We start from the raw sequence: 15,006 nt of genomic DNA, 5'->3' as shown, positions 1-15,006 counted from the left end.
CCGCCGGTCAGCGCGCCAGTTCCACCATCTCGCCGCAGGCGGGGATGAACCGCACCGCCTCGGTCAGCGGCGCCCCCGCCAACAGGCAGCGGAGCGTCGCGATCGACCCGCCATGCGCGATCACCAGCACATGGTCAGCGTCGGGCAGCGCGTCCCAGGCCGCCCGCACCCGCGCGGCCAGCATCGCCCCCGTCTCGCCGCCACCCGGACGGAAACCGTGCGGGTCGGTCATCAGGCCGTCCATCGCATTTCCGCTCTCGCGCCAGATCGCGTCCCAGCGCCGGCCCTCCCACGCGCCGAAGTCGCGCTCGCGCCACCGCGCGTCCTCGATCGGCGCGGAACACAGCATCTCGGCCAGTCGCCGCGTCCGCTCCAGCCCCGAATGCACGACCCGGTCCGCCCGCACCGCCGCCGCCAGCGACCACGCCATCGCCCGCCCTTCGCGGCTCCATCCCATGTCCGACACGCCGTAGCACCGCCCGGCCCAGGCCTTGGCGACCGGCGGGTGCCGCAACAGCCGCACCGTCACGCGCCGGCCACCACCAGCAGCACCAGTATCTGCGCCGCATAGGCCGCAAAGCCCAGACAATCCCCCGTGCTGCCCCCGATCCGCCGTCGTATCCCGCGCGCGATCCACACCAGCATCAGGCTGATTACCACCAGCACGACCGACGCAGTCCATCGTCCGCCGGCCGCCAGCAGTCCGATCGCCGGCAGGACGGTCACCGCCGCCAGCCAGAAGGATCGTCGCGGCAGGCGTCCGATATCCTTTGCGACGCCCTCGCCCGTCGCCGCCGGCGGCGCCATCGCCATCAACAGCACCGCGCACCACCGTGCGATGCCGGCCGCGGCGACGATCGCATACAGCCCGACCGAACCCGGCACCGCCAGCGTCGCCGCCACGCGCAGCGCGACCGCCAGTCCCAGCCCCAGCGCACCGTAACTGCCGATCCGGCTGTCCTTCATGATCCGCCGCGTCGTCTCCGCATCGCGCGCAGCCCCGAACGCGTCGCAGAAATCGGCCACCGCATCCTCATGGAACGCACCGGTCAGCCACGCCTCCACGGCCAGCGCGACCAGCAGCGCGACCAGCGGCGGCCACCATAACTGCCCCAGCGCGAACACGGTCGCCGTCACGATCCCGATGGCGGTCCCCACCAGCGGCAGCCATCCGGTCGACCGCACGAACGCGTCGCCCGCCCTTGCGCCGTCCAGCCGCGCCAGCCACGGCACGGGCACGCGCGTCAGGAACTGTACCGCCATCAGCGGCGGTGCCCAGAACGGCGCCCTAGTCCGCACGGCCCACGCCGATCGCATCCAGCCGCGCCACGTCGCGCAGCAGCGCCGCCGCGCTGTCGAGCAGCGGCAGGGCGACCAGCGCCCCGCTTCCCTCGCCCAGCCGCATGTCCCATTCCAGCATCGGCGCCAGCCCCAGCGCCGCCAGCGCCGCTGCGTGTCCCGGCTCGGCCGAGCGATGCGCCGCGATCATCGCCCGCGCCGTCCCCGGCGCCAGCCGCTCCGCCACCAGCGCCGCCGCCGTCGCGACATAGCCGTCGATCAACAGGGTCACGCCGGCCCGCGCCCCCTCCGCATAAAAGCCCGCCATCGCCGCGATTTCATAGCCGCAGATACCCGCGATCGCCGCCCGCGCATCACCCTCGCCCCGCGCCCGCGCCACCGCCCCCGCCACCACCGCCCGCTTTGCCGCCATCACCGCATCGTCCGCACCCGCCCCGCGCCCCACCGCGGCATCGGCCTCGATCCCCGTAATGAGCGCAGTCAGGCATGCCGCCGGCGTCGTATTCCCGATCCCCATCTCGCCCGCGATCAGCACCGCCGCGCCGTCACCGACCGCGCGGCGCGCCTCGTCGGCGCCCACCGCCCATGCCGCCTCGAACGCGTCGACCGACATCGCAGGCCCCCGCGCAAGGCTCGCCGTCCCGTCACCGACCCGCGCATCGCGGAAAAAGGCCGGCGCATCGGTGGTGCGCGGCCCGGCCACGCCGACATCCACCAGCCTGAGCGCACAGTCCTGCGCCGCCGCCAGCGCATTGCTCGTCGCCCGCCCGCCCAGGATCGCCCCGACCATCACCCCCGTCACCGCCGAGGGCCAGGCCGACACGCCATCGTCTACACAGCCATGGTCGCCCGCGAACAGCACCAGTTGCCGCGGCCGGGTCTCCGGATCGATCCACCCCTGGCTCAGCGCCAGCCGCACCGCCACATCCTCCAGCCGGCCCATGGCGCCCCGCGGCTTGGCCAGCGCATCCAGATGCGCGCGCACCTCCGCCTCGGCGATCATGCCGCCTCCCCCGCCAGCGCCAATATCCGCTCCACCGCCACCACCGCCTCCAGTTCCCCCGCGATCGCATCCAGCGCCGCATCGATCGCCTCGCTGCGGTCCCACCCGTCCGACACCGCCCCGATCACCTTCAGCCAATGCCCCCGCGCGCCCACCCGGTCGAACAACCCATGGACATAACAGCCCGCGATCCGCCCATCCTCAGCGGTCGCGCCATCGACGCCGCCATCCTCGAAGCGAAGCAGCGGCGGCGTTCCCGCGTCCACCCGCGTCACCCCGGCATGGATCTCGTACCCGGCAAAGTCGCCCCCGCCGCCATACAGCGTGCCCGTCACCGCCCGCACCCGCTTGTCGCGGCCGAGTTCGGTCTCCACCGGCAACAGGCCCAGTCCCGCGACGCTGTCCGCCGCGCCCTCGATCCCCTCCGGATCGGACACCCGCCGCCCCAGCATCTGGTATCCGCCGCAAATCCCCAGCACCCGGCCGCCACGCCGGACATGCGCGAACAGGTCCACGTCCCACCCCTGCGCGCGCAGGAACGCCAAGTCCGCGATCGTCGCCTTGCTCCCCGGCAGGATCACCAGCGCCGCATCGGCCGGCAAAGGCTGCCCCGGCGGGATCATCGCCAGCCGCACGCCCGGCTCGCTCGCCAGCGCATCGAAATCGTCGAAATTGGCGATCCGCGACAGCATCGGCACCGCGATCACCACCCCCTGGCCCCCGCCCATCCGGTCGAGCGCCACCGCATCCTCCGCCGGCAAGCGCGCCGCCGCGTTCAGCCATGGCACCAGCCCCAGCGCCTCCCACCCGGTCCGCGTCTCGATCGCCGCCATGCCTTCGCCGAACAGCGCCGGGTCGCCGCGGAACTTGTTGATCAGGAACCCGCGCACCATCGCCGCATCCGCCTCGTCCAGCACCGCGCGCGTGCCGACCAGCGATGCGATCACCCCGCCCCGGTCGATATCGCCCACCAGCACCACCGGCACGCCCGCCGCGCGCGCAAAGCCCATATTGGCGATGTCGCCGTCGCGCAGGTTGATCTCCGCCGGGCTTCCCGCCCCCTCCACGATCACCAGATCGGCTTGCCCGCGCAACCGGCGATAGGACGCCAGCACCGGCGTCATCAGCCCCGCCTTCGCCTCGCGCCAGCGCCCCGCCTGCACCACGCCTGCGACCCGCCCCTGCACCACCAGTTGCGACGTCCGGTCGGACTGCGGCTTCATCAGCACCGGGTTCATGTCCGTCGTCGGCGGCGTGCGCGCGGCGATCGCCTGCAACGCCTGCGCCCGCCCGATCTCGCCGCCATCCACGGCCACCGCCGCATTGTTCGACATGTTCTGCGGCTTGAACGGCCGCACCTTCAGCCCCCGATTGGCAAAGAGCCGGCACAGCCCGGCGACCAGCACCGACTTGCCCACGTCCGACCCCGTCCCTTGCAGCATCACCGCGCCCAAGCGATCACCCCCACCAGCACCCACATCATCATGCATGCGCCGCGATAGACGCGCAGCGCCCGCCTCAGATCGCCCGCATCCGGCACCGCCCCCTCGCCCAGCACCGCCCGCATCGCCGGCTCGCCGTCATAGCATACCGGCCCGCCCAGCCGCCGCCCTAGCACGCCGGCCATCGCGCTCTCCGGCCAACCGCCATTGGGCGAGGCATGTTTGCCCGCATCGCGCAGCATCACCCGCCATCCGCCCCGCCCGACCAGACAGATCAGCAACCCCGCGATCTGCGCCGGCAACCAGTTGATCACATCATCGGCCTTCGCACTCGCCCATCCGAACGCCGCCAGCCGCGCGGTGCGATGCCCCACCATGCTGTCCGCGGTGTTGATCGCCTTGGCCACGAACAGCCCCGGCAAACCGCCGATCAGGAACCAGAAGGCCGGCGCCACCACCCCGTCGCAGAAACTCTCCGCCAGGCTCTCGATCGCCGCCGTCGCCACCCCGCCCTCGTCCAGCGTGTCGGTATCGCGCCCGACGATCATCGCCACCGCGCCGCGCGCCGCCACCAGATCGCCCGCCGCAAGGGGGGTCGCCACCGCCGAAACATGGTCGTGAAGGCTTCGCTGCGCCAACCCCGTCGTGCCCACCAGTATGACCGCGACCCACCCGAGCATCCCGATCGCCAGCCCGGCCGCGACCGCCAATCCGATCAGCACCGCCAGCAACACCACGCCCCCGATCCGGCGGTGCCGCCGCCAACGCCGCTCGAACGCCGCGATCAGCGCCCCCACCGCCTCCACCGGATGCCGCCACCGCCGCGGATAGCCCAGCACCGCCTCCAGCATCAGGATCGCCAACAGCGCCGCCGCCTGGTTCATGCCCGCGCAGTCGGCAGGATGAAGCGGTGCCCGCCCGGTGTCCGCCCGATCTCCACCGCGACACCATAGGTCCGGGCGATCAGCGGCGCGGTCAGCACCGCCTCCGCCGCTCCCGCCGCAACGACCCGCCCCCGGTTCAGCAGCACCACATCGTCGGCGATCCGTCCCGCCAGATGCAGGTCGTGCAGCACCACCACCACGCCGCGCCCGGCATCCGCCACGGCGCGCAGCCGCGCCAGCACGTCCAGTTGATGCGCCGGGTCCAGGCTCGCCAGCGGCTCGTCGGCCAGCAGCCAGTCCGGCTCCCCCGCCAGCACCCGCGCCAGCAGCGCGCGCCCCCGCTCCCCGCCCGACAGGCGTTCGACGCCGCGCCGGGCCAGATGCTCCACATCGGTTTCGGCCATCGCCCGCGCCACCGCCGCGCGGTCGGCATCGGTCTCGCCCCAGCGCCCCCGATGCGGCAGGCGACCCAGCGCGACCAGCGTCGCCACGTCGATATTCCAGTGCACGTCGCCGTCTTGCGGCAGCAACCCGATCCGCCGCCCCCGCTCGCGCCGGTCGAGCGCCGTCACCCCGGCGCCGTCCAGCGTCACGCGGCCCGCATCCGGCCGCCGCAACCCCGCCACGCAGGACAACAGACTGCTCTTGCCCGCCCCGTTCGGCCCCAGCAGTGCGGTCACGCGCCCCTGTGCAAACGCGAACGACACCTCGTGCAGCACCGGATTGCCGCCCAGCGCCAGCGAGACGCCCTCGATCGCCAGCACGCTCATGCCAGCCCCCGCCGCATGCGGATCAGCAGATACAGGAAGAACGGCCCGCCCAGCATCGACATCGCCACGCCCAGCCTCAGTTCGCTGACCGTCGGCGCGATCCGCACCAGACTGTCCGCCACCGTGACCAGCAGCGCCCCGCCCAGCGCGGAGGGCAGCAGGATCGCCGAGGGGCGATTACCCGCCAGCGGCCGCACCAGATGCGGCACCATCAACCCGACAAAGCCGATCACCCCGGCCGTCGCCACGCTCGCCCCCACGGTCAGCGCGGTGCCCGCGATCACCGCCAGTTGCAGCCGCCGGGGATCGACCCCGATCGACCGTGCCGCCGCCTCGCCCAGCGTCAGCGCATCCAGCGACCGCGCCGTCGTCGCCAGCACCGCGATCCCGCCTGCGATCAGCGGCAGCGCGACCTTGACGTCGTCCCAGCTCCGGTCGGTCAGCGCACCGATCAGCCAGGTGACGATCTCGCTCGCGACGAACGGCGTCGGCGCCAGGCTGATCGCCAGCGTCGTCAGCGATCCCGCGATGCTGGTCAGGATCATCCCCGCCAGCGTGAACAGGATCAGGCTGCCCGACCGCCCGGCGATCAGCGCGAGCAGCGCCATCGTCACGCCTGCCCCGGCCAGCGCGAAGCCCGGCAGCAACCACGCCTGCGCGGCATAGCCGAAGAACAGTGACAAGACCGCCCCCAGCGCCGCGCCAGACGACACGCCGAACAGCCCCGGATCGGCCAGCGGGTTGCGCAGATAGCCTTGCATCACCGCACCCGACAGGCCGAGCGCCGCGCCCACCGCCATCGCCAGCACGGTGCGCGGCAGGCGCAACTCGGCGATGATGATCCCGCGCGGATCGTCCGCGGTCCATGCGCCCCACGGCACCCAGACCTTGCCCGCCGCCACCGACAGCAACGCCGCCGCGATCAACGCCAGCAGCAGAAACAGGCTCAACCGCTTCATCGCCCCAAACCTTCTCGTACCGTGCGCAGCCGCGCCATCGCTGCGACGATCGTCGGCCCGCCGCAATTCATCAGCCGCGCCGGATAGGGCGCCACCGTGATCCGCTCACCCAGCCGCCGCACCGCCGGATGCCGCGCCAGCCGGTCGCCGCCGGCCTCCGCCGTGCCCACCGACAGCAACACCCGCGGCGGTCGCGCCACCAGATATTCCAGCGGCAGCACGTCCCATTTCTTCAGGCCATAGGCCGCGCTCATGTTGCGGAACCCGCTGCGCGCCAACAGGTCGTCGGACAGGGTTCCCGCTCCCGGCACCAGTCCGCCACCCTGCCAGATCAGCGCCGGCACCTTTGCCCCTGCCACCGGCCGCGCCGCCGCCGTGATCGCCCCCGCCAGACGCGCGCCCCGGTCGGCATGGCCGATCGCGGCGGCCATCTCGCGCACCTGCGCCACGCTTTCGTCCACGCTGTCGGGTACCGGATATTGCACCAGCCGGATCTTCATCCGCTTCAACGCCGCGATCGTGGAGGGCGCGACATGGGGGCCGCTCAGCACCAGATCGGGGCGCAGCGCCACCACCTCCTCCGCGGTGCCCGAGGTCGCGTGAAAGCGCCGCGCGAGGTCCAGCGGGATGGAGGAGGCGCGCGCATCCTGCGAATAATGGCTGATCCCGGCGATCTCGGCGGGATCGGCGATGCGCATCAGGATCGCATCGATGCACGGATTGATCGACACGATGCGCAAGGTCCCCGGCACCGGCACCGGCACCGGCGCCGCCGACACCGTCATCAGGCACGTCGCCGCGCCGATCGCGCGCGCCATGCTCAATATTCGACGCCCTTCTGCGCCTTGAAGCCTGCGTTGTAGGGATGTTTCACCTCGCCGAACTCGGTCACCAGATCGGCGATCTCCAGCAGTTCGGGCTTGGCATGGCGCCCGGTGACGCAGATATGCTTGGTCAGCGGCCGGTCCTTCAGGAACGCGACGATCTCGTCCGCCGGCAACGTCCCGTCGCGCAACACGATGTTCAGTTCGTCCAGGATCACGAAGTCGATCTCGGGGTCGAGGATCATCGCCTTGGACCGTTCCCACGCCGCGCGCGCCGCGCGGATATCCTGCTCGCGGTCCTGCGTGTCCCAGGTGAAGCCTTCGCCCATCACCTCGAAGGTGGCGAGATCGGGATGCGCTTCGAAGAAGTTGCGCTCCCCCGTCTCCCACTTGCCCTTCACATATTGCAGGATGGCGACCTTCATGCCCCAGCCGATGCTGCGGATCGCCATGCCGAAAGCGGAGGACGACTTGCCCTTGCCGTTGCCGGTATGGACGATCAACAGGCCGCGCTCCAGCGTGCGCCTGGCCTGCATCTTCTCGCGCGCCGCCTGCATCCGCTTCATCTTGGCGTTGTGGCGGGCATAGTCCTCGGGCGTATCGGTCATCGCTTGAACTCCTGTAACGCGTCGGCCAGTCGCCACACCGCGGCCGCGTCTCCGGGCAGGCCGATGCGCAACCGGTCCGGCTGGTCGGCCAGCGGCCGCACCAGGATCGCACGCTCGGCCAGATGGCGGAACAGGCGCCCGGCACCGGGTACCGCGACCAGCCGGAACAACCCCGCCCGCCCCGACACCGCGAACCCGGCTGCATCCAGTACCGCATCCAGCGCCACTGCCGCATCCCCGATCCTGCGCACCTGCTCCACCTGCCACGCCGTGTCGCCATAGGCCTGCGTCCCGATCGTCACCGCCGGCCCGCTCACCGGCCAGTCCCCCAGCAACGCCCGCAAGGCGTCCGCCAGCGCCGGCGCCGCGATGACGAAGCCCAGCCTCACCCCCGGCAACCCATAGAATTTGCCGAACGACCGCAGCACCACCAGCCTCGCGTCATCCATCGCCGCCAGCCCCGGCGCCGGGTCGGCATAGGCCTCGTCCACCACCAGCATGCCGCGCGCCAGCAGGTCGCGCGCGCTCACCGGATCCAGCCGCCGGCCGTCGGGGTTGGCGGGGCTGGCAAGAATGGTCAGGTCGTGGCCGCCCTGCCCCAGCGCCTCCCACGCGATCGGCACCGCCGCCGGCCACGCCGCCCGGTGCCCGCCATAGCCCGGCACCACCACTGCCGGACGCTCCCCCGGCATCAACAGCGCCAGCAGCCGCATCGCCAGGTCCGTCCCCGGCACCGCCACCACCGCGCGCCCCGCCGGCACCCCGAACGCACGCCCCGCCGCCGCCTCCAGCGCCGCCACCGCCCCGCTCTCCGGCAGACGTGCCAGCCCGGTCTCCCCGACCGGATAGGCGTGCGGCGCGATCCCCGTCGACAGGTCGATCCAGTTCTCGCCCCCGAACACGGCACGCGCCTCCGCCACCCGCCCGCCATGAACGTAGAACGGCGCCAGATTGCGTGCGCCGGACATCACCTCAGTACGCCAGCCGCACGCCGGCAAAGGCCGCACGCCCCTGCTGGCCGTAATCGAGCACCGTCTGGTAGCGTTCGTCGAACAGGTTCTCGATCCGGCCATAGACGGCCAGATTGCCCGTCACCGGCATCGATGCGCGCAGGTCGACCAACGTATATCCGTCCAGCCGCCGCGCATTGGCCGCATCGTTGAAGCTGTCGCCGACACTCGTCACCGTCGCCCCCGTCTCCAGTCCGAACGCCCAGCGGTAATCGGCATTCACCGTCACGCTGTGATCCGGCCGCCGCGCCAGCCGCCGCCCGAAACCGGCGGTGCCGGTCGAGCGATTCTCGGCATCCAGATAGGTATAGGCCACGCTCAGCCGCAACGCCTCGACCGGCACCAGCGCCAGGGTGAACTCCAGCCCCTGTGACCGTGCCCGCGCGACATTGTCATAGGTGCCGAACGGCCGCCCCGCACAGATGCCGGAAAGCGGCGCGGCGCACGACACGAAGGTGATCAGGTCGCGCGAGGTGCGGTGAAACCATGTCGCGCTCGCCTCGATCGCACCGTCCAGCGCGCGCTGCGTGATGCCCGCGTCCCAGCCCTTCGACCGTTCGGGATCGAGCAGCGCGTTGCCATATTCGCTCTGCAACTGGTACAGCGTCGGCGCCTTGAACCCTTCCGAATAGCTGCCCCGGAACAGCGTATTGCCGCCATTGGGCGACCAGACGCCGCTGGCCGACACCGTGGTCGCGCCGCCGAACACATTATGGTCGTCATGGCGCACGCCGCCCGTCACGGTCAGCCCTGCGACGGGCGTCACCGCCAACTGGCCATAGACGCTGAACAGCCGCGCCCGCCCGCGCGTTTCCGGCCCGCCAAAGCTCGTGGTGGTGAACCGCGTCACCTCCCGCTCCGCGCCGAACGTGCCCTGCACCGCGTCGCTCAGGTCGAGCAGCCCCTGATATTCGATACGCTCGTTGCGGCCATTGCCGCGAAACGTCTCGGTCGGCACCCCGTCCGGATCGATGTTGCGCCGCCGCGTCTGCGTATAGGCATAGCCCAGCCGGTTGCGCAGCCGCCCGTCGAACAGCGCCAGGTTCGCGCCGCCATAGCCGACGAACTGCTTCGACGTGCCATATTCGCGCGTATCGCCAAAGGTGAAGGCGGGTGCCGGAAAGCCGTCAATCTCCGTCCGGCCATCCGAATAGAAGCCGCGCAGGTCCAGCGACAGGTTGGTGGCAACGTCCACCGTCACGCTGCCATTGGCGCCGTAGTTGCGATATCCGTCGCGCTCGGTCCCGCCGGCAAAGGCGGACAGGCCGTCGCTGGTGAAATACCCGCCGCCAAGGCTCGCCGCGACCGGCCCCGCCTTGCCCGACATATTGGCGAACACCTGCCCCGTATCGCGCCAGCCCCCTTCCGCGCGCGCGTTGACCGACAGCGCCTCGGTCGGCTGCCGCGTGATCAGGTTCACCACACCGCCGATCGCCTGGCTGCCCCACAGCACCGACTGCGCACCCCGAAGCACCTCGATCCGCGCGATATTCCCCACCAGCAATCCGCCGAAGTTGAACCCGCCGCCGGGCGCCGACGGATCGTTCAGCTTGATGCCGTCGATCAGTGCCACCGTCTGGTCGGTCTCCGCACCGCGGATGCTGACCCCGGTCTGCGTGCCGATCCCGCCGTTGCGCGCGATCGTCACGCCGGGTGTCTGGCGCAGCAGGTCGGCCACCGCCACCGACTGGCGCCGCGTGATCTCGGCGGTGTCCAGCACGCTTATCGCCTGGCCCACCCGGTCGATCGGTTGCGCGGCGCGATTGGCCGTCACCACGATGCGGTCGTCGGCGCCCTGCACCTGTTCCAGTCCGGCATTGGACTGCGCGCTCTGGCCCCAGGCCGGCAGCGCGGCGAGTAGCACCGGTGCCGCCAATAGATATCGAATCGTCACAGCTCTTGTTTCCCCGTTCGCGTTCGCAACAGGGGGCACGCGCACGGGCGGCGCCGGACAAGCCCCGCTGCACCCACGCCCCCAAAGACGTCGTCACGCGAGGATCATTCCTCGATCGCCCGGCACACCCCGTCCGCGCGAAGGACAGACCGCGACAGGCAGGTCTCCTGGCTCCCGGGTCAGCGCCGCGCCCGGCCTTCCCGGATCAACTCCAGTGGCATGGGGATGGGCGAGGCTCGCCGGTCACAGTTGCGGGGGCAGCTTCGGATCACGCCGGCCCGGTCCGGGCGTCGCTTCCGAATTCCCTTTTCATCCCGTCTCCGGGAACCTGTCACGCTTGCGCCCTTAGGCGGGGGCGGGCACGGGGGCAAGATGGCGACGACGTTGTTCCTCGGGGGTGCCCGCTCGGGCAAGAGCCGGCTGGCCCAGACCGCGGCGGAGCGCTTCGCCGCGCCGCTGATCTACTGCGCGACGGGCCAGGCGTTCGACGACGAGATGGCGGAGCGCATCGCCCGGCACCGTGCCGATCGCGACGCGCGCTGGACGACGATCGACTGCCCGGTCGCGCTGCCCGCGGCGATCCGCGAGGCTGTGGGCGGTGCGATCCTAGTCGATTGCCTGACCCTGTGGCTCACCAACGTCATGCTCGGCGATCACGATGTCGCTGCCGCCCGCGCCGACCTGCTCGCCGCGATCGGCGCGGCGCGCGCGCCGCTGTTCCTCGTCTCCAACGAGGTGGGGCTCGGCCTCGTCCCCGAAACCCCGCTCGGCCGCGCGTTTCGCGACGAGGCGGGCCGGCTCAACCAGGCGGTGGCCGGGGTGGTGGAGCGCACCTATTTCGTCGCCGCCGGTCTGGCGCTGCGCCTGCAGCCGCCCGATATTTGACGTGCGCGACCCCGCCCGCAAAAGAAGATCATGCCCACCGACAAACGCACCACCGGACGACCCACCCGCGAACAGGCGCAGCAGATCAACGACCTGGTCCTCACCGGCGCGCGCGAGGCCTTTTGCTGCCGCGGCATCGACGGCACCTCGATGGAGGAGATCGCCGCCGCCGTCGGCGTCAGCAAGCACACCATCTATCGCCGCTATCCCGGCAAGATGGCGCTCCTCGATGCGGTGGTGACGCGCGACCTTGAGCGACTGGCCGAGGCGTTCGTTGAGGGCGACGGCGCGGAAAATCCCCTCGCCTCGCTGAAGCGCGCCTCGCGCCATTTCTTCGGTTTCTGCCTGTCGCCCGACAATGTCCGCTTCATGGCCTTTCTCACCTCGGAGGCCGCCTATTCGGAGGAGCTGCGCACCCGCTTCGCCGCGTGGAACCGGATCATGTCCGCGCCCATGCTCGACCGCATCCGCCACGCGCAAGCCGCCGGGCTGCTCCGCCAGGCCGATCCGACCTGCCTCTACCATCTGCTCGGCGATCTGCTCGACGGCCCGACCCGGCGCCTGCAATTCGGCCTGCCCGATCCCTTTTGCGGCCTTTCGCCGGACGCGTTTTTCGAGGAACGCTGGCGCGTCTTCCTGCGCGACGCCGCGATCTGACGGGAACGCCGGCCCACGCCGCCGCGTTCGCGCCCGCATGGCCGACGACTTCCTGATCTTCCGTCCCGACGATGTCGACCTCGCACGCTCGCCGCTGCGTCGCGGGATCGCCGAGCCGACCTATGTGCTGGGCGCGTTCAATCCCGGCATGGCGCGACTGCCGAACGGCAACCTGTTGCTGATGGTCCGCATCGCCGAGGCACTGGCGCAACCGGTGGTGGACGGCCATGTCCGCGCCATCCGCTGGACGCCCGGCGGCTATGTGCTCGACCGCTATCCCCTTGCCGGCGTCGACATGACCGACCCGCGCCAGTTCGCGCTGAAGGGCCATGCCCACCGCATGCTGGCGCTCACCTCGCTGTCCTGGCTGCTGCCGGTCGAACTCACCCCCGATGGCGAGCGCATCGTCGCGGTCCATTACGACAAGGCGATCGAGCCCGCTGCGCCCTATCAGGATTACGGCGTCGAGGATGCCCGGATCAGCCGCATCGCCGACCGCTGGTACATGACCACCTGTTCGGTCTCTGCCGAGCGTCACTGCACCACGCTCCACGTCTCCGACAACGGCATAGACTACTGGCTGGAGGGGATCGTCCTCGACCATCAGAACAAGGACATGATCCTGTTCGAAGGGCTGGTCGGCGACCGCTTCATGGCCCTCACCCGCCCGCTGGGAGAGGTGTATTTCGCCTATCCCGAGGACAGCCCCTATGTCGGCGGCCCTGCGATCAACTTCGCCGCCTCGCCCGATGCGCTCCACTGGAAGCCGCTGGAGGCACCCGGCATCCGCGCGCGCAAGGGATCCACCTCGGCGATGAAGATCGGCGGCGGCACGCAACCGGTACTGACCGATGACGGCTGGCTGACCATCTATCACGGCGTCGAACGCCGCGAGACGGTGGGCATCTATCGCAGTTTCTGGGCGCTGCTCGACCGCGACGACCCCACCCGCATCCTGCGGCTGGAGGACGATGCACCATTGATCGAGGCCGCACCCGCCCTCACCGCCGACATCGCGCACCAGATGTACCTGCCGACCCCCGTCGTCTTTTCCACCGGGCTGGCCGATGGCGGCGACCATTATCTGGTCGCCAGCGGCGAGGCCGATCTCGCCTGCCGGATGACCCGCCTGCGCAAGGATCGCTTCCGATGAGCATATCGGCCCCGGACGTCACCCCGGACGTGACCCCGAACGCACCATGGTGGCGATCCGCCGTCCTGTACCAGATCTATCCCCGCTCGTTTCAGGACAGCGACGGCGACGGCATCGGCGACCTGAACGGCATCGCCGCCCGGCTCGATTATCTGGTCGATCTCGGCGTCGATGCGATCTGGATCTCGCCCATCTTCCCCTCGCCCATGGCCGATTTCGGCTATGACGTGGAGGATTATTGCGGGATCGATCCGCGCTTCGGCACGCTGGCCGATTTCGATGCGCTGCTCGCCGCCGCCCATGCCCGCGGGCTGAAGATCCTGCTCGATTTCGTGCCGAACCACAGTTCGGACCAGCATCCCTGGTTTCGCGAAAGCCGCGCGTCGCGCACCAACCCGAAACGCGACTGGTATCTGTGGCGCGACGCCGCACCGGATGGCGGCGTGCCCAACAACTGGATCAGCGACTTCGGCGGGCCCGCCTGGGAATGGGACGAGGCGACCGGCCAATATTACTACCACGCCTTTTTGAAGGAACAGCCCGACCTCAACTGGCGCAACCCGGATGTGCGTGCGGCGATGCTGGACGTGCTGCGCTTCTGGTTCGCTCGCGGCGTCGATGGTTTCCGCATCGACGTGCTGTGGCACATGGTCAAGCATGCCGACTTCCCCGACAATCCGTTGAACCCCGCCTGGCACGTCAGCATGGGCGAGATGCACCGCGTGCTGCAACGCCACTCCACCGACCAGCCCGAGGTGCACGCCATCGCCGGCGACATGCGCCGCATCGCCGACGATTACAGCACCCCCGGCGAGGAGCGCGTGCTGATCGGCGAGATCTACCTGCCGCTCGAACGCCTGATGCACTATTACGGGCAGGACGAAAGCGGCGTCCACCTGCCCTTCAACTTCCAGTTGATCGACGCCCGCTGGGACGCGCGCACGCTGGCGCAGATGATCGCCGATTATGAGGCGGCGCTGCCCCCCGGCGGCTGGCCCAACTGGGTGCTGGGCAATCACGACCGCCCACGCAGCGCCACCAAGCGCGGGGCGGAACAGGCCCGTGTCGCCGCCATGCTGCTGCTCACCCTGCGCGGCACGCCCACCCTTTATTATGGCGACGAACTGGGGCTGGAGGATGCGGTCATCCCGCCCGACCGGGTGCAGGACCCGCGCGAGTTGCGCGAACCCGGCCTCGGCCTTGGCCGCGATCCGGTACGCGCACCGATGCCATGGGATGCCGGCGCCCATGCCGGCTTCTCCACCGCCGAACCATGGCTTCCGCTCGGAGCGGACTGGCGGACGCGGAACGTCGCGGCCGAACGGGATGACCCGGCCTCGATGCTGTCGCTGCACCGGGCGCTGCTCGCCCTGCGCCGCCGCCATCCTGCGCTGGGCGTCGGCCAGTTCCGGTTGATCGAGGCGGAGGGCGATGTCCTCGCCTATGAACGCGTCTGCGGCGACGACCGCATCGTCGTCGCACTCAATCTGGGCGCGACGCCGCACCCCGTCATCCTGCCGCCGGGCGCATGGCGCCTGCTGCTGTCCACCACCCCCGACCCCTTCACCGATACCCTTGCGCCCAACCAGGGCGTCATCCTCCAGCCAGAACGGTAACG

At 70.7% G+C, this 15,006-nt stretch carries 15 protein-coding genes and 1 riboswitch; of the genes, 4 read left to right on the top strand and 11 right to left on the bottom strand.

Translation table 11 applies throughout. The features are described 5' to 3' along the window. Positions 1–7 precede the first annotated feature (7 nt). Genes GQR91_RS10790 through GQR91_RS10740 form a run of 11 tightly spaced genes read right to left on the bottom strand, consistent with a single transcriptional unit; the run spans position 8 to position 10,693 of the window. Positions 8–529, bottom strand: a complete 522-nt coding sequence (locus GQR91_RS10790) for a histidine phosphatase family protein (protein WP_149681753.1) — start codon at positions 527–529, stop codon at positions 8–10. Beyond that, complete coding sequence (locus GQR91_RS10785) at positions 526–1,299, bottom strand: adenosylcobinamide-GDP ribazoletransferase (protein WP_311732255.1); 774 nt, start codon at positions 1,297–1,299, stop codon at positions 526–528. Before GQR91_RS10785 ends, GQR91_RS10790 begins: the two co-directional genes overlap by 4 nt. Further along, positions 1,289–2,302: a nicotinate-nucleotide--dimethylbenzimidazole phosphoribosyltransferase gene (gene cobT / locus GQR91_RS10780; RefSeq protein ID WP_149681755.1), complete on the bottom strand. Its 1,014-nt coding sequence runs from the start codon at positions 2,300–2,302 to the stop codon at positions 1,289–1,291. Before cobT ends, GQR91_RS10785 begins: the two co-directional genes overlap by 11 nt. Further along, positions 2,299–3,756, bottom strand: coding sequence for a cobyric acid synthase (locus GQR91_RS10775; RefSeq protein WP_149681756.1), 1,458 nt, complete (start codon positions 3,754–3,756; stop codon positions 2,299–2,301). The genes cobT and GQR91_RS10775 overlap by 4 nt, the downstream gene beginning before the upstream one ends. Beyond that, entirely contained in the window at positions 3,744–4,628 is an 885-nt protein-coding gene (gene cbiB, locus GQR91_RS10770) for an adenosylcobinamide-phosphate synthase CbiB (protein ID WP_149681757.1), read from the bottom strand. Before cbiB ends, GQR91_RS10775 begins: the two co-directional genes overlap by 13 nt. Continuing rightward, positions 4,625–5,398, bottom strand: a complete 774-nt coding sequence (locus GQR91_RS10765) for an ABC transporter ATP-binding protein (RefSeq protein ID WP_149681758.1) — start codon at positions 5,396–5,398, stop codon at positions 4,625–4,627. The genes cbiB and GQR91_RS10765 overlap by 4 nt, the downstream gene beginning before the upstream one ends. Further along, positions 5,395–6,357, bottom strand: a complete 963-nt coding sequence (locus GQR91_RS10760) for a FecCD family ABC transporter permease (protein ID WP_149681759.1) — start codon at positions 6,355–6,357, stop codon at positions 5,395–5,397. Before GQR91_RS10760 ends, GQR91_RS10765 begins: the two co-directional genes overlap by 4 nt. Then, positions 6,354–7,175 (bottom strand): ABC transporter substrate-binding protein, encoded by an 822-nt coding sequence (locus tag GQR91_RS10755; RefSeq protein ID WP_235903959.1) that lies wholly within the window; start codon positions 7,173–7,175, stop codon positions 6,354–6,356. The genes GQR91_RS10760 and GQR91_RS10755 overlap by 4 nt, the downstream gene beginning before the upstream one ends. Before the next feature lie 2 nt (positions 7,176–7,177). After that, on the bottom strand, positions 7,178–7,789 hold the full coding sequence (gene cobO / locus GQR91_RS10750) for a cob(I)yrinic acid a,c-diamide adenosyltransferase (protein WP_149681760.1): 612 nt from the start codon (positions 7,787–7,789) through the stop codon (positions 7,178–7,180). Continuing rightward, positions 7,786–8,757 (bottom strand): aminotransferase class I/II-fold pyridoxal phosphate-dependent enzyme, encoded by a 972-nt coding sequence (locus GQR91_RS10745; RefSeq protein WP_149681761.1) that lies wholly within the window; start codon positions 8,755–8,757, stop codon positions 7,786–7,788. Before GQR91_RS10745 ends, cobO begins: the two co-directional genes overlap by 4 nt. Before the next feature lie 4 nt (positions 8,758–8,761). Continuing rightward, on the bottom strand, positions 8,762–10,693 hold the full coding sequence (locus GQR91_RS10740; RefSeq protein WP_149681762.1) for a TonB-dependent receptor plug domain-containing protein: 1,932 nt from the start codon (positions 10,691–10,693) through the stop codon (positions 8,762–8,764). A gap of 140 nt (positions 10,694–10,833) precedes the next feature. After that, a riboswitch (cobalamin riboswitch) is annotated at positions 10,834–11,040 on the bottom strand. 25 nt (positions 11,041–11,065) lie between these two features. Here GQR91_RS10740 and cobU point away from each other — a divergent pair. Genes cobU through GQR91_RS10720 form a run of 4 tightly spaced genes read left to right on the top strand, consistent with a single transcriptional unit; the run spans position 11,066 to position 15,004 of the window. Further along, entirely contained in the window at positions 11,066–11,578 is a 513-nt protein-coding gene (cobU, locus tag GQR91_RS10735) for a bifunctional adenosylcobinamide kinase/adenosylcobinamide-phosphate guanylyltransferase (protein ID WP_149681763.1), read from the top strand. A gap of 30 nt (positions 11,579–11,608) precedes the next feature. Further along, positions 11,609–12,235, top strand: coding sequence for a TetR/AcrR family transcriptional regulator (locus tag GQR91_RS10730; protein ID WP_149681764.1), 627 nt, complete (start codon positions 11,609–11,611; stop codon positions 12,233–12,235). Between the two features lie 37 nt (positions 12,236–12,272). Then, positions 12,273–13,388, top strand: a complete 1,116-nt coding sequence (locus GQR91_RS10725) for a glycoside hydrolase family 130 protein (protein WP_149681765.1) — start codon at positions 12,273–12,275, stop codon at positions 13,386–13,388. Then, positions 13,385–15,004, top strand: a complete 1,620-nt coding sequence (locus tag GQR91_RS10720; RefSeq protein ID WP_149681766.1) for an alpha-amylase family glycosyl hydrolase — start codon at positions 13,385–13,387, stop codon at positions 15,002–15,004. The genes GQR91_RS10725 and GQR91_RS10720 overlap by 4 nt, the downstream gene beginning before the upstream one ends. Positions 15,005–15,006: the final 2 nt, after the last annotated feature.

The organism is Sphingomonas carotinifaciens (assembly GCF_009789535.1).
GTDB classification, from domain to species: Bacteria; Pseudomonadota; Alphaproteobacteria; order Sphingomonadales; family Sphingomonadaceae; genus Sphingomonas; species Sphingomonas carotinifaciens.
Note: the sequence above shows the minus strand (reverse complement) of the source record. Positions and strands in the feature narration are given on the sequence as shown.